This is a genomic window from Sphingomonas caeni, from assembly GCF_026013415.1.
Taxonomy (GTDB): domain Bacteria; phylum Pseudomonadota; class Alphaproteobacteria; order Sphingomonadales; family Sphingomonadaceae; genus Sphingomonas; species Sphingomonas caeni.
Genome location: NZ_JAPDOK010000007.1, coordinates 61,354 through 84,923, shown reverse-complemented (window position 1 = coordinate 84,923; position 23,570 = coordinate 61,354). Strand labels below are relative to the sequence as shown.

At 65.8% G+C, this 23,570-nt stretch carries 19 protein-coding genes; 13 read left to right on the top strand and 6 right to left on the bottom strand.

Annotated elements, in window-relative coordinates; all coding sequences use genetic code 11:
- The first annotated feature begins 182 nt into the window (after window positions 1-182).
- The 7 genes from OF829_RS16300 to OF829_RS16270 all read left to right on the top strand — a co-directional run bounded on the left by OF829_RS16300 (window position 183) and on the right by OF829_RS16270 (window position 7,139).
- Window positions 183-2,606, top strand: a complete 2,424-nt coding sequence (locus OF829_RS16300) for a TonB-dependent receptor (RefSeq protein ID WP_264941179.1) — start codon at window positions 183-185, stop codon at window positions 2,604-2,606.
- Window positions 2,607-3,212: 606 nt separating this feature from the next.
- Window positions 3,213-4,463, top strand: a complete 1,251-nt coding sequence (locus OF829_RS16295; RefSeq protein WP_264941178.1) for a lipoprotein-releasing ABC transporter permease subunit — start codon at window positions 3,213-3,215, stop codon at window positions 4,461-4,463.
- Window positions 4,456-5,130 (top strand): ABC transporter ATP-binding protein, encoded by a 675-nt coding sequence (locus OF829_RS16290; protein WP_264941177.1) that lies wholly within the window; start codon window positions 4,456-4,458, stop codon window positions 5,128-5,130. The genes OF829_RS16295 and OF829_RS16290 overlap by 8 nt, the downstream gene beginning before the upstream one ends.
- A 68-nt stretch (window positions 5,131-5,198) precedes the next feature.
- A complete protein-coding gene (locus tag OF829_RS16285; RefSeq protein WP_264941176.1) occupies window positions 5,199-5,720 on the top strand; it encodes a hypothetical protein in 522 nt (173 codons plus the stop codon).
- Window positions 5,717-6,313, top strand: a complete 597-nt coding sequence (locus OF829_RS16280; protein WP_264941175.1) for a GNAT family N-acetyltransferase — start codon at window positions 5,717-5,719, stop codon at window positions 6,311-6,313. The genes OF829_RS16285 and OF829_RS16280 overlap by 4 nt, the downstream gene beginning before the upstream one ends.
- Window positions 6,310-6,789 carry a glutathione peroxidase gene (locus OF829_RS16275; RefSeq protein ID WP_264941174.1) on the top strand — a complete coding sequence of 160 codons (480 nt, stop codon included), beginning with the start codon at window positions 6,310-6,312 and terminating at the stop codon, window positions 6,787-6,789. Before OF829_RS16280 ends, OF829_RS16275 begins: the two co-directional genes overlap by 4 nt.
- Window positions 6,786-7,139: a hypothetical protein gene (locus OF829_RS16270; RefSeq protein WP_264941173.1), complete on the top strand. Its 354-nt coding sequence runs from the start codon at window positions 6,786-6,788 to the stop codon at window positions 7,137-7,139. The genes OF829_RS16275 and OF829_RS16270 overlap by 4 nt, the downstream gene beginning before the upstream one ends.
- A 256-nt stretch (window positions 7,140-7,395) precedes the next feature.
- Here OF829_RS16270 and OF829_RS16265 read toward each other — a convergent pair whose 3' ends face one another.
- Both OF829_RS16265 and OF829_RS16260 read right to left on the bottom strand, forming a co-directional pair.
- A complete protein-coding gene (locus OF829_RS16265) occupies window positions 7,396-7,824 on the bottom strand; it encodes a hypothetical protein (protein ID WP_264941172.1) in 429 nt (142 codons plus the stop codon).
- A 3-nt stretch (window positions 7,825-7,827) separates the two neighbouring features.
- A complete protein-coding gene (locus OF829_RS16260; protein WP_264941171.1) occupies window positions 7,828-8,316 on the bottom strand; it encodes a hypothetical protein in 489 nt (162 codons plus the stop codon).
- 351 nt (window positions 8,317-8,667) lie between these two features.
- Here OF829_RS16260 and dnaE point away from each other — a divergent pair, with 351 nt between their 5' ends.
- Together dnaE and OF829_RS16250 are read left to right on the top strand one after the other, a co-directional pair.
- The gene (gene dnaE / locus OF829_RS16255) at window positions 8,668-12,144 is read left to right on the top strand and encodes a DNA polymerase III subunit alpha (RefSeq protein WP_264941170.1); all 3,477 of its coding nucleotides are present in this window, start codon (window positions 8,668-8,670) and stop codon (window positions 12,142-12,144) included.
- A gap of 454 nt (window positions 12,145-12,598) precedes the next feature.
- Window positions 12,599-14,191, top strand: coding sequence for a long-chain fatty acid--CoA ligase (locus OF829_RS16250; RefSeq protein ID WP_264941169.1), 1,593 nt, complete (start codon window positions 12,599-12,601; stop codon window positions 14,189-14,191).
- Here the strand turns inward: OF829_RS16250 and OF829_RS16245 are convergent, their stop codons facing one another.
- Both OF829_RS16245 and OF829_RS16240 read right to left on the bottom strand, forming a co-directional pair.
- Complete coding sequence (locus OF829_RS16245) at window positions 14,192-15,415, bottom strand: MFS transporter (protein WP_264941168.1); 1,224 nt, start codon at window positions 15,413-15,415, stop codon at window positions 14,192-14,194. It lies immediately after the preceding gene.
- A 60-nt stretch (window positions 15,416-15,475) separates the two neighbouring features.
- The gene (locus OF829_RS16240; RefSeq protein ID WP_264941167.1) at window positions 15,476-18,091 is read right to left on the bottom strand and encodes a M1 family metallopeptidase; all 2,616 of its coding nucleotides are present in this window, start codon (window positions 18,089-18,091) and stop codon (window positions 15,476-15,478) included.
- 98 nt (window positions 18,092-18,189) lie between these two features.
- Here OF829_RS16240 and rutB point away from each other — a divergent pair, with 98 nt between their 5' ends.
- The 4 genes from rutB to rutA all read left to right on the top strand — a co-directional run bounded on the left by rutB (window position 18,190) and on the right by rutA (window position 21,287).
- Window positions 18,190-18,909 carry a pyrimidine utilization protein B gene (gene rutB, locus OF829_RS16235; protein ID WP_264941166.1) on the top strand — a complete coding sequence of 240 codons (720 nt, stop codon included), beginning with the start codon at window positions 18,190-18,192 and terminating at the stop codon, window positions 18,907-18,909.
- A 4-nt stretch (window positions 18,910-18,913) separates the two neighbouring features.
- Window positions 18,914-19,297, top strand: a complete 384-nt coding sequence (gene rutC / locus OF829_RS16230) for a pyrimidine utilization protein C (protein ID WP_264941165.1) — start codon at window positions 18,914-18,916, stop codon at window positions 19,295-19,297.
- A gap of 141 nt (window positions 19,298-19,438) precedes the next feature.
- Entirely contained in the window at window positions 19,439-20,218 is a 780-nt protein-coding gene (gene rutD / locus OF829_RS16225) for a pyrimidine utilization protein D (RefSeq protein ID WP_264941163.1), read from the top strand.
- 4 nt (window positions 20,219-20,222) lie between these two features.
- Window positions 20,223-21,287, top strand: a complete 1,065-nt coding sequence (gene rutA / locus OF829_RS16220; RefSeq protein WP_264941162.1) for a pyrimidine utilization protein A — start codon at window positions 20,223-20,225, stop codon at window positions 21,285-21,287.
- Window positions 21,288-21,674: 387 nt separating this feature from the next.
- Here the strand turns inward: rutA and OF829_RS16215 are convergent, their stop codons facing one another.
- Window positions 21,675-22,346 (bottom strand): Crp/Fnr family transcriptional regulator, encoded by a 672-nt coding sequence (locus OF829_RS16215; protein WP_264941290.1) that lies wholly within the window; start codon window positions 22,344-22,346, stop codon window positions 21,675-21,677.
- Between the two features lie 7 nt (window positions 22,347-22,353).
- The gene (locus OF829_RS16210; protein ID WP_264941161.1) at window positions 22,354-23,424 is read right to left on the bottom strand and encodes an AraC family transcriptional regulator; all 1,071 of its coding nucleotides are present in this window, start codon (window positions 23,422-23,424) and stop codon (window positions 22,354-22,356) included.
- Window positions 23,425-23,570: the final 146 nt, after the last annotated feature.

The window sequence follows — 23,570 nt, the reverse complement described above, 5'->3', positions numbered from 1 at the left end:
CGAAGCCCGGTTGGCGCCCCGCTGGACTTATCTTGGATCAACGCGTCCCGGTTTCAAGGGTGCGCCCAACCGCCCGCCGCAAGCGCCGGAAACCCATGCTAGGGCTGGTTAAACATCTCCTTGCTCGCTAATATCCCCTAAATCGATGGAGATTAGCGCGACACGATGACAAGGGGATCCCAATGAGCCTTTCGACCCTGACGCTGGCGCTTCTTGCCGGGACCTCGCCTATCGCGGCCACCGCCGCTCCGCTTCCGGAGGATCCCCCCGCCGCTGCCGTTGCTGCTGAGGATCCGCAGGCGCAGGATGGGCAGAATGTGAAGGACGACGGCACCATCGTCGTCACCGCGCGCCGCCGTCAGGAGCGAGTGCAGGAGGTTCCGATCGCGGTGACCGTGGTCAATGGCAACGACCTGGCCAATGCCGGCAACTACAACGTCAACCGCCTCCAGCAACAGCAGCCCACGCTGCAATTCTATTCGAGCAACCCGCGCAACTCCGCGATCAACATCCGCGGCCTGGGCGCGCCGTTCGGCCTCACCAATGACGGGATCGAGCAGGGCGTCGGCTTCTATGTCGACGGCGTCTATATCGGCCGCGTCGGCGCCTCGACCTTCGATTTCGTCGATGTCGGCCAGGTCGAGGTGCTGCGCGGGCCGCAGGGCACGCTCTACGGCAAGAACACCACCGCCGGCGCGGTCAACATCACCACGCGTCCGCCCGCCTTCTCGCCCGAGGGGCGCGTCGAGGCGACCTATGGCCGCTACAATTTCCTCCAGCTCAAGGGCTCGGTTTCGGGCCCGCTGATCGGCGATACCGTGGCGGCGCGCCTCTCCACCTCATTCACCCGCCGCGACGGCACGATCCACAATGTCGCCACCGGCGAGGATTTGCACCGCCAGCAGAATTTCGGCGTCCGCGGCCAGGTGCTGGTGCGCGCCGCGCCCAATCTCGACATCACCCTGGCGGGCGATTTCAACGTCCAGAACCCGCTTTGCTGCGTCCAGGTCTATGCGCGGGTCGGCGCGACCCAGCGCCCGCTCAACCGCCAGTACGCGGCGCTCGCCGCGGCCTTCAACTATACCCCGCCGAGCCTCAACCCGTTCGACCGCGTGACCGATCTCGATGCCGACATCAATTCGCGGCAGGAAATCGGCGGCGCCTCGCTGGTCGCCAACTGGGATATCGGCCCGGCGACGATCACCACCGTGAGCGCGTGGCGCTATTGGGACTGGCAGCCCGCCAACGATCGCGATTTCGTCGGTCTGCCGATCACGATCAAGTCGCAGAACCCCTCGCAGCAGACCCAGGTCTCGCAGGAAATCCGCATCGCCTCGAACGGCAACCGCCGACTTCAATACACTGCGGGCGCCTTCGTCTTCCATCAGAAGATCAACACCCAGGGCTCACAGGTCCAGGGGCCCGCGGCAAGCCGCTGGCTGCTCAACCCGAGCAGCGCCAATGCGAACAACCCCGCGGTGCTCAACGGGCTGACCTCGACCAACACGATCAGCTTCGACAACACCAGCTTCGCGCTGTTCGGCAAGCTCAACTGGGAGATCCTGCCGGGGCTGCGCATCCAGCCGGGCCTGCGCCTCAACTATGACGAGAAGAGCGGCTCCTATTCGGCGGTGGTGACCACCAGCACCGGCAGCACCACGCTCAACAACGATCAGCTCGGCGTGCTCGCCCCGCAAAGCTATGCGCCGCACTTCAGTGCATGGAACGTCTCGGGTGACGTCACCCTCTCGTACGATTTCAGCCCCGACGTGCACGGCTATCTGACCTACGCGCGCAGCTTCAAGTCCGGCGGCATCAACCTTTCCGGCCTGCCGCTCAACGCGACCAATACCGGGGTCGATCTGTCGGTGCAGACGGTCAAGCCCGAGCGCGTCAATCACTTCGAGGCGGGGCTCAAGACCCAGTTCCTCGACCGCCGCCTGACGGTCAACCTTGCCGGCTTCTGGACCGAGATCGACGATTACCAGGCGACGGTGAACAACGGCCAGATCACCGTGATCCGCGGCTATCTCGCCAATGCGGGCAAGGTGCGCGTGCGCGGGTTCGAATGGGACTCGTCGTTCCGCCCGAGCGAGCGCGGCAGCCTCTACTTCAACGGCGCCTTCACCGACGCCAAATATGTCCGCTTCACCAACGCGCCGTGCCCGCCCGAACTTTCCGGCGGCAGCCCCGCCCTGAACGGCGCGACCCCGGCGCCCGCGGGCACGCCCGGGCTCAGCCCGCTGGTCTGCGACATTTCGGGGCAGATCCTGCCCGGCATCTCGAAATGGAGCTTTTCGTTCGGCGGCGAGGTCAATGCGCCGGTCGCCGGGGGCGAGCTCTATTTCGGCTATGACGGCAGCTACCGCTCGAAATTCTCGTCCAATCCCTCGCGCTCGCGCTACACCGATATCGACGGCTATTCGCTGTCGAACTTCCGGCTCGGCTGGCGCCAGGGCGACCTCAACATCTTCGGCTGGGTCCGCAACGCCTTCGGCCAGGACTATTTCGAGCTGCTCTCGACCCAGTCGGGCAGCACCGGCCTGGTCGTCGGCCAGCCCGGCGAACCGCGGACCTATGGCGTGACGGTCAGCAAGCGCTTCTGATTTCCGGACAGACTTGGCCTCCCGCCATGGCCGGGGGAGGTCGAGGGAAGGGAGGTCGCCGCCCGCGCGGCCTCCCTTTTCCTTTCTCCCTCTCCCTTCGGGAGAGGGAAGGGGCCCGCCGCCGAAGGCGGTGGGAAGGGTGAGGGTGAATGGTTGGGCGACGGCACAGCCAAAAGGCAAGGTCACCCTCACCCTTCCGCCGCTTCGCGGCTCCCTCCCTCCCTCAAAGGGAGAGGGATTTGCCCCCAAAACGGAAACGGCCGGACTGTTTCCAGCCCGGCCGCCTGCGTGACGAATTGCCTCGTCAGCCCCCTTTGTCAGGGCCCGTCCGCGCGCTTGCTCTTGCCAACAAGCGGGACTGGGCACCTCCCCGAACCACGGCCATTGCCTGCGTTTCGACAAGGGTTTTGCTAGGGTTAGCCGCAGCGCTTGTCACCCCGCTAGCGACGGGCCGCAACCGATTAGCCGCACCCTGTGTCCGTTCGGCAACAGCCGATCCGCAACAACTCCCCGCAAACTCCATCGCATCTCCATTTGCGTGAGAAGCCGGACCTGCCCTAGAGCGGCCCCCGAAACGCCGCTTTCGCCGGGGACAGAACCGCTTCCATGCTGATTTCACGCTATGAGCGGATGATCGCCCGCCGCTACCTGCTTCCGGGGCGGGGCGAGGCGTTCATCGCCGTCGTCGCGGGGTTCAGCCTCGTCGCGGTGATGCTCGGAGTCGCCGCGCTGATCGTCGTCATGAGCGTGATGAACGGCTTCCGCGCCGAGCTGTTCGACAAGATCACGGGGCTCAACGGTCACGCCGTGATCCAGGGCTATGGCGGCCAGCTGCGCGACTGGCGCGAGATCGTCCGGCAGGCCAAGGCCACCCCCGGCATCACCAGCGCGACCCCGCTGATCGAGCAGCCCCTGTTCGCGAGCTTCAACGGCCGCGTCGAATTCGCGCTGGTCCGCGGCATGCGCGTCGAGGATATCGCCACCAACCCCACGCTCCGGGGCAAGGAGATCGTCGGCAAGCTCTCCAACATGCAGCCCGGCGGCGAGCAGGTCGCGCTCGGCTCGCGCCTCGCCGAGTCGCTGGGTGCCACGATCGGCAGCGAGATCTCGATCATCAATCCCCAAGGCGCCTCCACCCCCTTCGGCACGATGTTCCGCACCGTGAAATACCGCGTCGCCGCGATCTTCGAGGTCGGGGTCTATGATTACGACAAGGCCTATGTCGTGATGCCGATGGAGGACGCGCAGACCTTGCTGCTGATGGGCGACTCGGTCGGCATGGTCGAGCTCGACACCGACGATCCGGACCGGGTGGGCGAGATCGTCGCCCCACTCGCGCAAAAGGTCCAGGACCGCGCCCAGCTCACCGACTGGCGGATGATGAACGCCCAGCTGTTCGAGGCGCTCTCGGTCGATCGAATTGTCAGCTTCACCGTGGTGGCGATCATTCTGATCGTCGCGTCTTTCAACATCTTCTCGTCGCTGATCATGCTGGTCCGCTCCAAGACCCGCGACATCGCGGTGATTCGGACCATGGGGGCGACACGGAATGCCGTGATGCGCATCTTCGTGACCGTGGGAACGACGATCGGTGTGCTGGGCATCGCCGCGGGCCTGGTGTTTGCCTTCCTGATCATCACCTTCCGCGAATATGTCGTGAAGTTCATCGGGCTGGTCACCGGCCAGAATGTCTGGGATCCGTCGATGCGCTTCCTCACCGAACTGCCCGCCAAGACCAACCCGATCGAGGTCGTGATCGTCTGCATCGTCGCGTTCCTGTTCACCTTCCTCGCCACGCTCATCCCGGCATGGATGGCTTCGAAGACCGATCCGGTTCAGGTGCTGCGCTATGAATGAGCCCGTTCTCCAGACCGCCGGTCTGCGCCGCAGCTTCAAGCAGGGCGAAGCGACGATCGAAGTGTTGCGCGGGGTCGATCTGACCGTCATGCCGGGCGAGATTGTCGCGCTGCTCGGCCCATCGGGATCGGGCAAATCGACCCTGCTCCAGGCGGTGGGGCTGCTTGAGGGCGGGTTCCAGGGATCGATCCGCATCGCAGGCAACGAAGCCGCCCAACTCGATGATGCCGCGCGCACCGCGATCCGCCGCGACCGGCTCGGCTTCGTCTATCAGTTTCACCACCTGCTCCCCGATTTCAGCGCGATCGAGAATGTCGTGCTGCCGCAGATGATCCACGGCGCCACCCGCGCCGATGCCGACAAGCGTGCCGCCGAATTCCTCACGGCGCTCGGTCTGGCCGAGCGTCTGACGCACCGCCCCAGCCAGCTCTCGGGCGGCGAGCAGCAGCGCGTCGCGGTCGCCCGTGCACTCGCCAACCGGCCGATGCTGGTGCTGGCGGACGAGCCCACTGGCAATCTCGACGAGGCGACCGCGGACCGCGTCTTCGCCGAATTCCTGAGCCTCGTGCGCGGCGAAGGCTCGGCGGCCCTGGTCGCCACGCACAACGAGCGGCTCGCGGCGAAGATGGACCGGGTGCTGCGGCTCCACGAGGGTGTGCTGGAATAGTGCGATTGGTAATATACGCGCTATGCCCTAGGCTGGTGAAATCGTACCCGAGCTACCGGAGACCCGCTGTGCCGATCCGCCCGATCCTCACCGCCGCAGCCCTTCTCGCCGCGCTCCCCGCCGCCGCCCAGGCCGCAGCACCCGCCGCGCCGCCCTGCGCCAGCCCCGACCATCACGCCTTCGATTTCTGGGTCGGCGATTGGGACGTCACGCCCTTTGGCGGCGGGCCGCTGGTGGCGCATTCGAAGATCGAAAGCCTCTATGGCGGCTGCGCGATCCGCGAGAACTGGATGCCGCTCAAGGGCAGCGGCGGCGGCAGCCTCTCCAATTTCGACGGCGGCGGCTGGCACCAGACATGGGTCGATTCGTCAGGCGCGCGCGTCGTGTTCGAGGGCGGATACAGGGACGAGGCGATGGTGCTCACCGGCAATTGGCGCGGCGTCGCCAACGGCAAGGACGGGCTCGTCCGCATGACCTATACCCGCCAGCCGAACGGCGCCGTCCGCCAGAAGGGCGATGTCTCGACGGACAATGGCGCCACATGGTCGCCATCGTTTGACTTTCTTTATACGCCAGCGAAACGAGAATGAGCTGGTCCGAAACCCCCATCCTGAGTGGCAGGCATGTCACCCTCCGCCCCCTCGCCGCCGAGGACCGCGACGCGCTGGTCGCGGCCACGTCCGACGGGCGGCTGTGGGAGCTGTTCTATTCGCTCGCGCCGGGCCCCGACACGATCGACCTTTGGCTCGCCTACACCTTCAACGAACGGAAGCAGGGCAGGGTGCAGCCCTTCACCGTGCTCGATGCGTCGGGCAAGGTGATCGGATCGACGCGCTATCTGCGGATGAACCTCGCCAATCGCCGGGTCGAGATCGGCGGCACCTTCTATTCGAAATCGGTCCAGCGGACCGGCATCAACACCGAGGCGAAGCTGCTCCTCCTCACCCACGCCTTCGAGACGCTGGGCTGCGTCTGCGTCCAGCTGCGCACCGACTGGTTCAACAAGCAGTCGCAGCGCGCGATCGAGCGGCTGGGCGCCAAGAAGGACGGGGTGTTGCGCGGCCAGCGCATCATGCCCGATGGACGCGTGCGCGATACCGTGGTCTATTCGATCCTCGATCATGAATGGCGCGGAATAAAGCAGAATCTCAATATGATGCTGGCAAGGGGCGAGCAAAGATGACCGCAGTCACCGATATTTCCGTGCGCGAATCGAGCGGCACGGAGGGCGATCTCTCGGCCTATGCGGGCCAGGTGCTGCTGATCGTCAACACCGCCTCGGCCTGCGGCTTCACCCCGCAGCTCGGCGACCTCGAGGCGCTCTACCGCGACTATCATCCGCGCGGATTCAGCGTGCTCGCCTTCCCCTGCAACCAGTTCGGCGCGCAGGAACCGGGCAGCGCCGAGGAGATCGCGACCTTCTGCGAGAAGAATTACGGCGTGACCTTCCCGGTCTTCGCCAAGATCGAGGTCAACGGCGCCAATGCCGCGCCGATCTTCGCGCATCTGAAGAAGGAAGCGCCGGGCCTGCTCGGCTCGGAGGCGATCAAGTGGAACTTCACCAAGTTCCTCGTCGATCGCGCGGGGCGCGTGGTCGAGCGCTACGCCCCCACAACCTCGCCCAAGGATATCGCCAAGGATATCGAGAAGCTGCTGTGACGTTCTGGCGTCGCAAGAAGGTCGCTGAGGATTCTCCGCCAAAGACGATAATCACCTTTGGGGAGGCGAAAGAAGCCACCCGTCGAGCTGCGTTTCTTAACGTCGGAGCTCGGGTAACGGACGATGAAGAACGCAAAGCTGGCTTAGCCGAGCTGTTTCGCGTTTGCAGGGAAGCAGCGATTAGTGCCGGCGCGGTAGAAGGCCTTTCGCAAACCGAGATTGACGACGAAATCGGAGCCCTTTGCGATGCAGATGTTGATCGCCTCAAGGCCGGATCCGACAAGGAGTTCGTCGCGTTCGCGCAGGAGTCCGGCGTGATCGTGAATCGATTTCTTGAGAAGTTGTTTTAAATCGAGAGCGCAGCTTGCGTCATCATTTTGCTCAGGGTGGAAGCGAAAATGGTGATGCGGCGCGCCCCGGCGCGCAGCGTGCTTCCGGCACGTGAGCACCGGAAGCGTGGTGCATCGCCATTTGCAGCCCGCCCCCGGCGAAATGACGACGCAAGCTAGGTGGTGGGGCGGGAGGAGAGGGCGCCCCACCACCGCGCTTAAGGAACGGACCAGGCCCGGGAAGGCCGCTTTGTCACAAGGGGTCCGCCCCTTCTCGTCAGCCTGCGGAGGGCAGGCAGATCACATATTGGCCGGTCGTTTCCATCCGACGGCCCTGATTGTCCTCGACCGGCTCTTCGCCCGCGACCAGTCTGCCCAGGCCCGTCAGGGCGCCGAACACGCTGCCGGTTCCCCGGAACGGGCTCCCGCGCCGGTCACGCTTCGGCTTGGGGCGGCCGTTCCGGGGATCGCGGCGGCGCGGCGGCGCGATCACGCGCCCCATCCGCGCCGCGACCGAAGCGGCGTCCCCCGCCCGCCCGAACTCCCGCCAGACAACGCGGAAGCCCTTGGGCACTTCGGTCCAGTCGCCGCCCTCGGCGCGGATCAGGTCGCAGCCGCAATGGTGGCAGGCGGTGAAATCCAGCCCCTGATTGTGATGATGGGTCGTCTGGGCGCTATGGCCGACAACGGTGCAAAGGAGCGTCATGGTTCAATGCCCTCCCGAGGCATTATCAAGGCCGGTCCGGCTGGCGAGCCGGAAGGCGGCGAGGTCGCGGAACTGCTCGTCGTCGCTCTGGACGGCGAGGTCGGGGTTCCAGATTTCAAAGCTGTCGCCCGCGCCCACGAACAGGGCGAGGGTTCCGATCTTCCCCAGATGCCGCATGGCAGCCGGGATCTTCATGGTCGCACCGGTCCGGGGCATCTTCTCGACGATCCCGAAGGTCCGGCGCATCCGGCGGTAATGGTTGCGGGCGTCCTCGCCCCGCGACTCGTCGGCAAGCCGGCGAGCCTCGGCGCGGGCGCTGAGCTGTTCGAGGTGATCATGGCCGTATCCGACCAGGCAACCATCTGCCGCGTGCTTCGAAACCAGCAGTTCGGCAATGTCCTCGGGCAGCGCTTCGTCAAGGAATCCGGGGATCGTAACGCTCCCGTCCTCCCCAACTTCACACAATGCGCTACCCAGGAACATGATACTCACTCACCCTACTCTTCGCTTCGCCTTCAGTGCCGGTTCAGCGTTTATGGCCTAACAACCCGTTGGTTTCGCGGCGTTTCGTTACCGTTGCCCAACAATTGCCATAATAAGGCCTAAATCTGACCGTCCGATGAACCGTTCGTTTTTATCGACGAACCGAATTAACCATAATCTGCATCAATCGGAGTTGAACCGCTATTCGGGTCGAATCCCTTCCGGATTCGCCGCTAAGGGTGACTCGCTAAGGGTGCGTGCGGAGTTCTGCGTTCATGCGCAGGTAAGGATCGGAAAAGCTGTGGATAGAAGGACTTGGCGGGGTGGCGATTCGGCCGTCCGTGCCCTAGCGTAAAGCCCATGCATTCGGGGTTCGTACCGCTCAGGATTTTCTCGTCCTACACGATGCTCGAAGGCGCGATCGAGCCCAAGGCGATCGCGAAGCGCGCCCGCGAACTCGGCTTTCCGGCGGCGGCATTGGTCGACCGCAACGGCCTCTACGCGGCGATGCCCTTCTCCGAAGGGTGCCTGAAGGCGGGGGTCCAGCCGATCATCGGCACCCTGCTCGCGGTCGCGCGGCCGGACATGCCCGATGGAGTCGCGGTGCCGATCGACTGGCTCGCGCTCTATGCGCAGGACGAGCGGGGCTACACCAATCTGTGCGAACTCGTGTCGATGGCGCATCTCGATCGCCCGATCGAGGAAGATGCCCATGTCACCTTCGAGTCGCTGGCGGGGCGCACCGACGGACTGATCTGCCTCACCGCGGGTGCCGAGGGCGCGCTCGCCCGGCTCTATGCCGAGGGGCAGGATCCTGCCGCCCATGCCTATGCGACCCGGCTCGAGTCGCTCTTCCCGGGCCGGCTCTATATCGAGATCGTCCGCCGCCTGAACGAGGTCGAGGGCAAGGCCGAGCCGCGCCTGCTCGAACTCGCTTATGCCCGCGACCTGCCTTTGGTCGCGACCAACCCGAGCTGCTTCGCCGACGAGAATTTCCACGAGGCGCACGATGCGATGCTCTGCATCGCCAATTCCTCCTACGTCGCCAGCGACGATCGCCCGCGCAGCTCGCCCGATGCGTGGATGAAGCCCGCGGGCGAGATGAAGTCGCTCTTCGCCGATCTGCCCGAGGCGATCGCCAACACGCTCGTCGTCGCGCAGCGCTGCGCGGTGATGGCGCCCAGGCGCAAGCCGATCCTCCCCAGCCTTGCCGGCGACATCGAAGGCGAAGCCGCCCAGCTCCGCGACGATGCCCGCCTGGGCCTCGAAGCGCGCCTCGCCAAGGCCGGAATCACCGACCCGGAGACCCGCCAAACCTATTTCGACCGCCTCGCCTTCGAAACCGACGTCATCATCACGATGGGCTTCCCCGGCTATTTCCTGATCGTCGCCGACTTCATCAAATGGGCAAAATCGCAAGGGATTCCGGTCGGCCCCGGCCGCGGTTCGGGTGCGGGTTCGGTGGTCGCCTGGTCGCTCACCATCACCGATCTCGATCCGATCAAGCTCGGGCTGCTCTTCGAACGCTTCCTCAACCCCGAGCGCGTCTCGATGCCGGACTTCGACATCGACTTCTGCGAAACCCGCCGCGGCGAGGTGATCCGCTACGTCCAGGCCAAATATGGCCGCAACCAGGTCGCGCAGATCATCACCTTCGGGACGATGAAGGCGCGCGCGGTGGTCAAGGATGTCGGCCGCGTGCTCCAGATGAGCTATGGCCAGATCGACCGGCTCTCCAAGCTGATCCCCAACCACCCGACCGACCCCTGGACGCTCGAACGCACCCTCAACGGCGTCAGCGAGTTTCACGCCGAGTACAAGGCGCACGAGGATGTCCGTCACCTCGTCGATCTCGCGATGCGGCTCGAGGGCCTGCCGCGCCACAGCTCGACGCATGCCGCGGGCGTGGTGATCGGCGACCGCCCGCTCGCCGAACTGGTCCCGCTCTATCGCGACCCGCGCTCGGACATGCCGGTCACCCAGTTCGACATGAAATATGTCGAGGTGGCGGGCCTCGTGAAGTTCGACTTTCTCGGCCTCAAGACGCTGTCCGTCCTCCAGCGCGCGACCGAATTGCTCGCTGACCGCCATATCGAGATCGATCTCGACACGCTCGGCTGGGACGACCCGCAGGTCTATGAACTGCTCCAGCGCGGCGACACGGTCGGCGTGTTCCAGCTCGAATCGGAGGGGATGCGGCGCACGCTTGCGGCCGTCCGTCCGTCGAACTTCGGCGACATCATCGCGCTCGTTTCGCTCTACCGCCCGGGCCCGATGGACAACATCCCCAGCTTCGGCGCGCGCAAGAACGGTCGCGAGGCGATCACCTATCCGCACGACCTGCTCGAGGGCATTCTCGCCGAAACCTACGGCATTTTCGTCTACCAGGAACAGGTGATGCAGGCCGCGCAGATTCTCGCAGGCTATTCGCTGGGCGGCGCCGACATGCTCCGCCGCGCGATGGGCAAGAAGATCAAGGCCGAGATGGACGCCCAGCGCGCGACCTTCGTCGAGGGCTGCGCCACCCACAACAAGATCCCCGCCGCCAAGGCCAACGAGCTGTTCGACTTGATCGACAAGTTCGCCGGGTACGGCTTCAACAAGTCGCACGCCGCCGCCTACGCCCTGCTCGCCTATCAGACCGCCTGGCTCAAGGCGCATTACCCGCACGAATTCTACGCCGCATCGATGGCGTTCGACATCGACCAGACCGACAAGCTCGCCATCTTCGCCGACGATATGAAGCGGATGGGCGTCCAGTGCCTGCCGCCCGACATCAACGCGTCCGAGGCGAGCTTCGTCGTGCAGGAGGGCGAGGGCCAACTCGCGGTCCGCTATGCGCTGGCGGCGCTCAAGGGCGTGGGCGAGCGGGCGATGGAACAGCTTGTCGAGGAGCGCGAGAGCGGCGGCCGCTTCCACTCGCTCGACGACATCGCCCGCCGCGTCGATCCGCGGCTGCTCAACAAGCGCCAGGTCGAGACGCTGGCGGGGGCGGGGGCGTTCGACAGCATCGAGCCCAACCGCGCGGGCGTGTTTGCCGCCGCCGAGACGATCCTTGCGGTCGCCCAGCGCACCCATGCCAACCGCACCAGCGGCCAGGGCGGCCTGTTCGGCGAGAGCGAGCGCGGCGGCGGCGCGATCGCATTGCCCCGCAGCGCCAACTGGTCGCTCGCCAACCGCATCAATGCCGAGCGCGATGCCTTCGGCTATTATTTCTCGGCGCACCCGCTCGACCGCTATCAGCACCTCGCCCGCGCCCATAGCGCCCGCCCGATCGCAACGCTGAACGAGGTGCCGATCGCCGAGGGCCAGCGCGTCGGTGCCACCGTCGCGGCGCTGATCGAGGATGCGCGCTGGCGCACCTCGGCGCGCGGCAACCGCTACATGATGGCGACCATTTCGGACACGAGCGGGCAGGTGCCCGTCAGCTGCTTCGACGAGGCGGTGGCGAACGACATGGAGGAATGCGCCCGCGCCGGCGGCTGCGCGATCCTGACCATCGAGATGGACAAGCGGCCGGGCGAGGACACGCCGCGCGTCGCGATCCGCCGCGTCCAGTCGTTCGAGCAGATCGCGGGCTCGGCGCGGCTTCAGCTCGATCTCACCCTCACCGATCCCGCCGCCTTGCCCTTGCTCGCCGAGCTGATCGGGGAGCAGCGCGGCGGCCGCTGCACCGTCCAGCTCGCCATGCCCTCGCGCCCGCACGAGACCGCCACGGTCGTGCTCGGCCGCGATTTCCGCCTCGACGAGGAAATGGTCGGCCGTATCCGCCTGCTCCCTGGGGTCCTCGCCGCCGAGTTCAGCAGCGCCGACAAGGGCCTCGCGGCGGCGGCCTAAGGCCCGATGCGTTCGGATGGAACCATCGCCGTCATCCCGGCGAAAGCCGGGACCCAGAGCCAAGCAGGACATCGCCCGTAACCCTGGGTCCCGGCTTTCGCCGGGATGACGCATTTGGAGAGTTGGCAGTCCTCAAGCCCTTGCAATGTAGGATTTCGTCTGCTCGGCTCGCCGCGCCGGTCACTCCGGCCGCTCTTTGACAACGTCGATCCGCACGACCTGCACGAACCGCATTTCTTCCTGGTAAACCGCGCGGCGGAAAACATGCCGATCAGTGTCAAGCTAGTGTCAACTTTCACATGCTGGGACGAACTCCAAGCCCCCCACGCTTGCGTCATCCAATAACTCCCGCCTAGCGTATAGGTCGTAAGGGCGAGGGGCAGCGCCTTATGGACTTTCGCCCCCGACCCAAGTTACGTTCACTCGCGAGAGAATATAATATTGGAGAGCGTCGATGCTGGGTGGAATGCAGGATTTCGAGCTTCGGGTCCCCAGGCTGATCGATCATGCCGAGCGCGAGCATTGGAGCCGCGAGCTGGTCACGCGCTGGGCCGACGGTACCGAGAGCCGCACCACCTGGGCCGGGGTCGCGCGCGATGCGAAGAAGCTGGCGCAGGCGCTCGAGCGGCTCGGCATGAAGCCCGGCGACCGCATCGCGACGCTCGGCATGAACCACGCCCCCCATATCGTCGCCTGGTATGGCGCGATCGGGATGGGCGGGGTGATCCACACGATCAATCCGCGCCTGTTCGACGAGCAATTGATCTACATCGCCAATCACGCCGAGGACCGCGTCCTCTTCTACGACAAGCAGTTCCAGCCAATTATCGACCGGCTCAAGCCGCACTGGACGACGATCGAGCATTATGTCGTGTTCGACAGCGATGGCCCCGACGGCTTCGAAGCGCTGCTCGCGCAGGAGGACGGCAATTATAGCTGGCACGAGGGTCCCGAGCGCGACCCGTGCATGATCTGCTATACCAGCGGCACCACCGGCAATCCCAAGGGCGTGCTGTACGAACATCGCTCGACGATGATCCACGCCATGGCCGAGGTCGCGCCCTGGGTGTTCAACATCTCGCGCCGCTCGGTGATCCTGCCGATCGTCCCGATGTTCCACGCCGCCGCCTGGGGCCTGCCTTTCGCGGGGGCGCTTGCGGGCGCGAAGTTCGTCTATTCGGCGACCAACGACGCCAAGACGATCTGCGAGCTGATGAACCGCGAGAAGGTGACGCATTCGGCGGGCGTTCCCACCGTCTGGCTCGCCATGTTCAAGCATATGGACGAGACCGGCGATGCGCCGAAGCATCTCGTTCAGGTCACCATCGGCGGCTCGGCCGCGCCGCGCGCGATGATCGAGCGGATCATGGGGATGGGGATCGAGGTCAAGCATCTCTGGGGCATGACCGAGACCTCGCCCATCGGCACCGCGGGCACGATTCCCGTCAATTGGGAGGAGATGAGTCACGAGGACAAGCTCGACCTGATCAGCAAGCAGGGCAGCACCCCGTTCGGGATCGAGCTGCGTGTCGTCGATGACGAAGGCAAGGTCCAGCCGCGCGACGGCAAGAGCTCGGGCCGGCTTCAGGTCCGCGGACCCTGGGTGGTCAAGCGCTACTTCAAGGCCGATGCCGACGCGGTCGACGCCGAGGGCTGGTTCGACACCGGCGACGTGTCGGTGATCCATCCCGATGGCGTCATGCAGATCACCGATCGCGCCAAGGACGTGATCAAATCGGGCGGCGAATGGATCAGCTCGGTCGACCTGGAAAATGCCGCGGTCGGCTGCCCGGGCGTGCACGAGGCGGCGGCGATAGGCGTCCATCATCCCAAGTGGGACGAGCGTCCGATCCTCCTCGTCGTCCGCCGCCCGAACAGCGATGTGAGTGCCGAGGAGGTCCAGGCGCATCTGGCCAAGCATGTCGCCAAATGGTGGCTCCCCGACGAGGTGGTGTTCGTCGATGAGCTGCCCCACACGGCGACGGGCAAGCTGCTCAAGACCGCGATCCGCGAGCAGTACAAGGACTATAAGCTGGCGGTGGCTTGATCAGTCGAGTTCGAGCGGCGCGATCTTCGGTACCAGCACCGCCCAGCACACCACCCCGATGCCGCACACCGCGGTGGCGACATAGAAGGCGTTGAGGAAGCTCCCGGTCCTGTCGACGATCATGCCGGTGATGATCGGCGCGATGATCCCGGCCATGTTGCCGCAGGCATTCTGCACGCCGACATAGGTTCCCGCCGCGCGCGGCCCCGCGAAGATCTGCGCGACCGCGTAGAGCGTCACCGAGCAGGGTCCGCAGCCGATCCCGGCGAGGATCAGGAAGGCGACCAGCGCCTCCGTGTCATTGGCGAGCGCGATTCCCAGGATCGCCACGCCCACCAGCCCGATTCCGATCACCGAGAAGGTGCGGAAAATCCGCCCTTCATGCCCGCCGCCTGCGATAAGGCGGTCGCAGACCCAGCCGGTCGTCACCGCGCTCGCCGCCTGGGCGAGATAGGAGACGGTTGCGACCAAGGTCATCGTCGCGATCGAGAAACCGCGTTGCTGGACGAGATAGAGCGGCAGCCAGGAGAGCAGGAAATAGAGGCTGTAATTGGCGGTGAAATGGCTGAGGCTGGTGGTCCAGATCGCGCGGGTGCCGATCAGCCGCCCGATCGGGAATTGCCCGCTCGCATGGCGATGTTCGGGCGGCAGCCGCCGCATCAGCCCCAGCCAGGGCAAGAACCACAGCAAGGTCGCCAGCCCGCACACCATGAACATCGCGCGCCAGCCGAAATTGATCATCAGCACCCCGCCCGCGAGCGTCCCCACCGCCGGCCCCAGCGCGAGCGCCGCCGCCACCGCCGAATTGGCGATTCCCCGCCGCGCGGGCGGGACATGGCGGCAAATGATCTTCGAAGCGCCGGGGAAGGCGATGCTCTCGCCAAGGCCAAGCAGCAGCCGCAGCACGACCAGCCCGGTCAGCGATCCGACGAACCCCATCGCGGCGGTGCTGAGCGCCCAGACCGCGAGGCCCGCCGCGAGCAGGCGATAGACCGAGAAGCGGTCGCACAGCCAGCCGACCGCGAGCTGGATTGGCGCATAGACCCAGAAAAAGGCCGAAACCGCGAGGCCGAAGCCCGTCGCGCTCAGCCCCAGCTCGCCCTTCATCAGCGGCGCCGCGACCGCGATCGTGCCGCGATCGACATAGTTGAGCAGGATCGCCGCGGCGACGAGCAGCACGAGGCTAAGGATCGGGACCGCCGGCCGCGCCATTGTCGCCATCATGCCCCCTCCGCTCGTTCCGGCGGGAGAATGACCCAAATGCGCGGCCGGGGATAGGGGCCCTTATTTGGCCGCGAGGATCGTGCCGCTCACATCGCCTGCGAACTTCTCCCGGAACGCCGCGCAGTTGCGGATCTGCTCCATCGCGCGATCGAGCGACAGCGTGCTGGTATGCCCAGCGATCAGCGCGGGCTTGAGCCGCGCCTCGACCGTGTCGGCCTGCGCCGCGACGCAGAGCGTCCCGAACGAACCCGCCGCGCGCGCCGCGAAGATGCCGCCGCGCGACCGCGACAGGGCATCGAACGCGTTGAGCACTTCGGGCAGCACCACCGCGCTCACCTGGGGATCGGAGAGGAGCGAGATCATCGTGCCGATCCGCTGGCCGAAATTGAGCTTGGGATGCTTGAACTCCTTGACGAACCAGGTGGCGATCGCCGGATCGCCCACGTCGCCGATCGCGTCGTACATCGAATCCGCCAGAGCCTCGTCATCGCCCGACAGCGCGTTGGTGACCAGCGTCTTGGCATAGTCCAGCCCCTTGGCGCGCATCAGCGCCGCGAAACCCGCAGACATGAACTGGCTGTCGAGTGCCTTGGTGTCGCCGCCCAGATATTTCTCGGCAGCGGCGGTCAGCGTCGCCGCCAGCTGCGGATCGCGCGCGTCGTTGGCGAGCAATTCGACCAACGAATTGCGCAGCTTCTGCCGGTCCGGATCGTCGCTGACATAGGCGCCTTCGCGCGGATCGAAGCCGAGCTTCGCCAGCACAGGCGCATAGATATGGCTCAGCATCGTGCGGAACGCGGGCTCGGCTTCCTTCGAAACCAGCCCGCGCCGGATCATCCCCGCGAGCCGCTGGCCGTTATCGACCGCCGCGTTCGAATCCTTGTTCCCGGCCATCACCGCCGCCGCGGCGACCAGCCGGTTGAAATTGCCGCGCCCGGCATAGAAATTGGCCCATAGGCTGTCGTTCATCGCCAGCGCCTCGCCCGCGCCGAGCGAGGCCGAGCCGGCGATCAGCGCCTTCCAGTCGGCATCGTCCAGATCGTAGCGATAATAGCCCCAGCCGCCGGCATTGGGGACGATCACCCCGCCGCCCGCCGCGCTCACCGCCTCGTTCGGCTGGTCGATCAGCGTGCAGCTGCGCGTCTTTTCGCGGCGCAGGCAGAAGGGGATGATCCATTGCTGCGGCTTCGGATTGGCGCCGTAATAGGCGAAGCGCGTCTGCGTCGCGACCAGCCTGTCGCCGTCGCGGTGCAAAGTCACCAGCGGGATGCCCGGCTGATCGACGAAGCTGCGCAGCGAGGCGAGCACGCGCGGATCCTTGGCGGCATCGGCCAGCGCGCCGAAGAAATCGTCGGTGCTGGCATTGCCGTAGATGTGCCGCCGCATGTGCAGCCGCACGCCGTCGCGGAACAGCGTATCGCCCATATAGTCGGCGACCATCGCCACCACCTGGCCGCCCTTGCCATAGGTGATCTGGTCGAACGCGCCGTCGATCTGGCTGTCCTGCGTGATCACCTCATGGATCGGCCGCCCGACGGTGAGCGCGTCGAGATTGGCCGCGTCGAACGCCTCGTCGATCGCATCCACGCCGATGTTGAGATCGGGGCGCCATTCGTTGCCGATCCGGTATCCCATCCAGTTGGCGAAGCTCTCGTTGAGCCAGATATCGTCCCACCAAGCGGGGGTGACGAGATCGCCGAACCATTGGTGCGACAGCTCGTGCGCGACGATCATCCCGAACGCCTGCTTGCGCGTGGTCTGGTCGCTCTCGCTGAGGAACAGGATCGAATCGCCATAGATATCGATCCCGGCATTCTCCATCGCCCCCGGCATCACCGGCGAACCGACCTGGTCGAGCTTGGGATAGGGGAAGGCCTGGCCGAAATAGGCTTCGAGAAGCGCTACGATCTTGCCCGACTGATCGAGCGCATATTGCATCTGATCGGCATTGGGCTTGGTCGCGATCACGCGCAGCGGCAGCGGCCATTTGCGCTGCGGGGTGGGCGGCACGACCGTCTCGAGCGTCTTGAACGGGCCGACGACGAAGGCGATCAGATAGGTCGGCATGGGCTTGGTCGCGAGGAAACGGTGCGTGACCAGATCGCCCTTGGGCGTGCCCTTGCCGATCTCCGGCCCGTTGCTCGCGGCGACGAAGCCGGGCTTGGTGGTCAGCGTGACGGTGAAGGGCGTCTTGTACCCCGGCTCGTCGAACGAGGGGAAGGCGGCGCGCGCGTCGATCGATTCGAACTGCGACCAGCTATAATATTCGCCGCCCACCTTGATGCGGTACAGGCCCGAGGGGCCGCTGCCGAAGGCCGCGTCATAATCGAATTTGAGCGTCATCTTGCCGGCGGGGACGCTGCGCCCGAAGTCGAGCTTGGCGAGGCCGAGCGGGCTGATCTGGCTGAAGATCACTGGGAATTCGCGCCCGCCGATCTTCGCGACCGCGCGGGTCACGTGCAGGTCGCGGCCGTGCATGTAGATGAAGGCGGAGGGGCGCTTGAGCCGGATATCGATCTCGGTGTGCCCGCTGAACCGCGCCTGCTCCGGCACCACGGTCAGGTCGAGCCGGTAGGTGATCGGCGTGACCTGGTCGGGCAGCTTGCCGGTGGGATCGGCGGCAAGCGCACTCGCGGGGATCAGCAGGGCGACGAAAGCGAGAATCAGGGCGCGCATCGGCAATTCCTATTGGGGATCGGGATGCTTAGCAGCCTAATACACCTTGGCAACGGCCCCTCTTGCGCACTGCAGCGCGAAGGGACAGTCTGGTGCGAATGGAAACGGTGAACATCGGATCGGCGGGTGCCAGGGGCGTAACCCTCGGCGCGCGGCCGGAGGCGGTTCGCGTGCTGCCGTCGGAAACGGCGGTGGTCGTGATCGACATGCAGAACGCCTATGCCTCGCCCGGCGGCTATGTCGATCAGGCGGGGTTCGACATTTCGGGCGCGGCAGGGACGATCGGCAAGATCGCGCAGGTGCTGGAGACCGCGCGGGGTGCAGGGATCCAGATCGTCTATCTGCAGAATGGCTGGGACCCGGACTATGTCGAGGCGGGCGGGCCGGGTTCGCCCAATTGGCACAAGTCGAACGCGCTCAAGACGATGCGCAAGCGGCCCGAGCTGGCGGGGAAGCTGCTCGCGCGTGGGGGCTGGGACTATGACCTGGTCGATGCACTCAAGCCCCGCGACGGCGACATCGTCATCGGCAAGACGCGCTATTCGGCCTTCTTCAACTCGCAGCTCGACTCTGTGCTGCGCTCGCGCGGCATCCGCACGATCGTGTTCGTCGGGATCGCCACCAATGTCTGTGTCGAGAGCACGCTGCGCGACGGCTTCCACCTCGAATATTTCGGGGTGATGCTGGAGGATGCCACGCATCATCTGGGCCCGCCGGCGATGCAGGAAGCCACCGTCTACAATGTCGAGAAATTCTTCGGCTGGGTGAGCACGACCGCGGATTTCTGCGGGTCGTTCGGCCAGCTTCCCAAGGAGTAGGTGCATGCCCTTCGAATCGATCAACCCGCCGCAATTCCCCACCCCGATCGCCCCCTATTCGGCGGGGGCGAAGGCGGGGAACACCGTCTATGTCTCGGGCGTGCTTGCGCTGGGCGAGGGCGGGGTGGTGCTCCATGTCGGCGACGCCGCGGCGCAGACCCGGCATGTACTCGACGTCATCAAGATCACGCTCGAGGCTGCCGGCGCGACGCTCGAGGACGTGGCGATGAACCATATCTTCCTCAAGGACTTCGCCGACTATGCCGCGTTCAACCGGGTCTATGCCGAATATTTCCCCGGGCAGAAGCCCGCGCGCTATTGCATCAAGGCCGATCTGGTGAAGCCCGACTGCCTCGTCGAGGTGGCTTCGGTCGCGCACATTGGCTGACCTCTCCAAATCCTCCCCCGGAGGGGGAGGGGGACCGCGAAGCGGTGGAGGGGTAGGTTCCGAGAGCGGGCCGGTTCGCTTGGGGCGACTACCCCTCCGTCAGCCTTCGGCTGCCACCTCCCCCTCCGGGGGAGGATCCTGATGCCGCAGATCGACGGCCTCTATTGGGAATCGCACGGCGAAGGCCCCCCGCTGATCCTGTCGGCGGGGCTGGGCGGATCGGGCAATTACTGGCTGCCGAACCTGCCCGCGCTGGCGGCGGAGCACCGCGTCATCCTCTACGACCATCGCGGGACCGGGCGGAGCGACAGGGCGCTGCCCGAGACCGTTACCGTCGAGCAGATGGGCGACGATATCCTTGCGCTGATCGATGGGCTCGGCCTCGGAAGCGCGACCGTGATCGGCCATGCCGCGGGCGGTGTGGCGGGGCTCGCGACGGCGCTCAAGGCGCCCGACAGGATCGACCGCCTCGTCCTCGTCAATGCCTGGTCGAAGCTCGACCCGCACTTCGCCCGCTGCTTCGAGGCGCGGCTGGAGCTGCTGCGGCACAGCGGGCCGCGCGCTTATGTCCGTGCCCAGCCGCTATTCCTCTTCCCGGCCAACTGGATCAGCGAACATGCCGAGCGGCTGGCGGCAGAGGACGAGCATCACCTCGCCCATTTCGCGGGCGCCGAGGCCTATGAGAAGCGCATCGCCGCGCTCGCAGCCTTCGATATCGACGCGAAACTGTCACAAATTTCCGCCCCGACTCTTGCGCTCGCCGCTGCGGATGACATGCTCGTGCCATCGAACTGCTCGAAGCGTCTCGCCGAGGGCATCATAGGGGCGGAACTGGCGTTGATGGATTGGGGAGGGCATGGCTGCAACGTCACCGACCCTGACGGTTTCAACGCCCGCGTCCTCGAATTTCTAGGGAGCTAACACCATGCAGGTCGGCGTCTTTGTCCCCATCAACAATAATGGCTGGCTGATCAGCGAGAACGCGCCCCAGTACATTCCCGATTTCGACATGAACAAGACGATCGCGCAATCGGCGGAGAAGCACGGGCTCGATTTCCTCCTGTCGATGATCAAGCTGCGCGGCTTTGGCGGCAAGACCCAGTTCTGGGAATATGGCATGGAGAGCTTCACGCTGATGGCGGGGCTCGCCGCGGTCACCGAGAAGATCAAGATCTACGCGACCTGCCCGACGCTCGTCATCCCGCCCGCCTTCGCCGCGCGGATGTGCAACACGATCGACAGCATCAGCCATGGCCGGTTCGGGCTCAACCTGATCACCGGCTGGCAACGCCCCGAATATTCGCAGATGGGCCTGTGGCCCGGCGACGAGCATTTCCGCAACCGCTACCAGATGCTCGGCGAATACGCCCATATCCTGCGCGAGCTGTGGGAGACCGGGCGGAGCGACTATAAGGGCACTTATTATCAGATGGACGACTGCCTCGTCCGCCCGACGCCCAGCGGCGACATGAAGATCATCTGCGCGGGTTCGTCGGACGACGGCCTCGCCTTCTCGGCCAAATATGCCGACTACGCCTTCTGCCTCGGCAAGGGCGTCAACACCCCCAAGGCCTTCGCGTTCAACAATGAGCGCCTCGCGGTGGCGACCGAGAAGAGCGGTCGTGACGTCTCGATGTTCGTCCTCGTCATGCTGATCATGGCCGAAACCGACGAGGAGGCCGAGGCCAAATGGAAATCGTACAATGACGGTGTCGATGTCGAGGCGATCGCCTGGCTGATGAACCAGGGCGCGGCCGACAAGCACAACCCCACCACCAATGTCCGCCAGCTCGCCGCGCCCGAGGGGGCGGTGAACATCAACATGGGCACGCTCGTCGGCAGCTACGCCAAGGTTGCGGCGATGCTCGACGAGATGGCGGAGGTGCCGAACACCGGCGGGGTGCTGCTGACCTTCGACGACTTCATCCAGGGGGTAGAGGATTTCGGGACCAAGGTGCAGCCGCTGATGAAGAGCCGGCGGAAGGGGTGAGAGGGCCCTAAGTTGACACGAACTTGACACTGGTCCGCTGGTTCGGCCGCGGCACGTGGGTGCGGAAAGTTCGGCGAAGGTTAGGCCAAAACGGCGTTTGATCCGGGCCCGATAAGGTCTCGCGAATTCCCTTCATTCATGACCTTTGCCTGAGGGGAAATGTGCATCCTGATGGATTTGCGGGGCGCCGCAGGGAAGCGGCTGGATAGCTGACGGTTCAAAGAGCGGCGGGATGCCCCGCTTGGGTAGCTAAGCCGTTGAAATCCAACATTGCAAGGGGAGCGCTCGCCCACCTTTCCGTCATCCCGGCGAAAGCCGGGACCCAGGGTCGCACACGACATCGCTCTTGGCTCTGGGTCCCGGCTTTCGCCGGGATGACGGCTGTGGTCAGGCCACGCCCCCCGCGGCGGCGATGGTGCGGTTGCTGGCGTGGAGCTTGTTGCGCACCGCGCGGGCGAAGCTGCGCTCCAGCATTGCGCCCAGTTCGGGATCGGTCTCAAGATAGGTTCTGAGCGTCGCCGCGGGCATGCACCAGAAGCGCGCGGGTCCCGCGAGCATCACCGTCGCGGTCGCGGGTTCGCCGGTGAGGATCGAGGCCTCGCCGATCAGGTCGCCGGGGTGGCAGGTCGCCACCTGGCGGCCGTCGCTCAGCACCAGCGCGTCGCCGGTCGCCAGCCACGCGATCCGCTCGACCGGCGATCCCTCGCGCGTGAGTTCGTCGCCGACGGTGCCGTTGAGCCAGACCCCGCCATCGATCAGGTGACGCGCGCTGTGGCGGGGAACGCCCGCCAGAAAGCCTGCCAGCATCTGCTCCTCATCGGCGGTGAAGCGCGCGCGCCCATCGGCGATCAGGTCGCGGCCCAGCACGACGACGCAGCAGGCGAGCACCAGCCCCATCCACGCCATCGTCGCGATGTCGCCGGTCCAGACCAGCGCATGCGCGAACGCCACCATCGCGGAGAGCGCGATGAACAGCCGCGGCCATTTGCGCGAGGTCACCACCGCGAGCAGCAGCAACCCATAGCTCAGCTGAAGGACAAGCGACCCGCCCGAGAACATGAGCACTCTATGCGGCAGATCGCGCGCCGCGGCTAGTCCGGGCGGGGTGGGGCGGAAGGCCTGGGCGGTCGGCCTCGGCGGGCCGCAAGCCCGCGCGCCACGATCCGGGGGTTAGCCCGAACTCGCCATAGAACCAGCGCGTGAACGAACTCGGCGTCGCATAGCCGATCATCCGGGCGATCTCGCCCAGCGAGCGGCTCGAATGGGTGAGCTGGTCGATCGCCACCTCGCGCCGCACATCGTGGAGCAGCGAGCCGAAGCTGTGCCCCTCCTTTTCGAGCAGCCGCTGGAGCGTGCGCGAGGGCATCCCCAGATTCTCGCTGACCTGTTCGAGCGTCGCACGGCCGAGCGGGAGCATCAGATCGAGCGAGCGCCGCACCTGCGCCTCCATCGATGCCGCCGCGGCGCCGGGAGCGAGCAGGTCGAGATAGCTCTCGGCATAGCGCGCCAGCTCGGTATCGGCGCTGCTATAGGGCGCGTCGAGCGCGGCGGCGCTCGAAACGAAGCCGTTGAAATCGCTCGAAAAGACGAGCGGCACGTTGAACACCCGGTTGTGCACCGCCGGATCGCCGGGGGCGGGATGGGTGAAATGCACTGCCTTGGGCCGCCACTGCCCGCCCGAAACCGCGATGATCGCGCGATAGACGATGCCCATGACGAGCTCGATGCCCTGCCGCTCGACCGTGCCATGGCCGGGCGCGATCCCGACGATGAAGGCGACATCCTCGCCGCGCTCCTCCATCCGCACATTGACGGTATCGCCCATCAGATGCTGGTAGCGCGCCATCGCCTGGACCACGCCGCGCACGGTCTGCTGGTGGCGCAACACCAGGCCGATCGCGCCGAGATGCGCCAGCTCGCGCGATTCCGCCATCATCAGCCCGAAGCTGACGCAATTGGCCTCGCGGGCGCTTTCGGTCAGCAGGAAATTGACCGCGGTGCGCGAGATGCGCCGGTCCGGATCGGAGAGCATCGCCGGGTTGATCCGCGCGCGCTTGAGCATCGCATTGGGATCGAGGCCGACGAAGCGGGCGACCTCGAAATAGTTGGTCAACGCGGCTGCACGAACCTGCGCCATGACTCACCCCGCGCGAGGCAGGGCCCGCGCTCCCTGCGGGGAGCATCTGCCTCGCCTTGATATGTGTCAAGCGACCTGGGCCGTATCGACATTCAACTTATCCTCCCCCGCCAGGGAGAGGTGTCACGCGTAGCGTGACGGAGGGG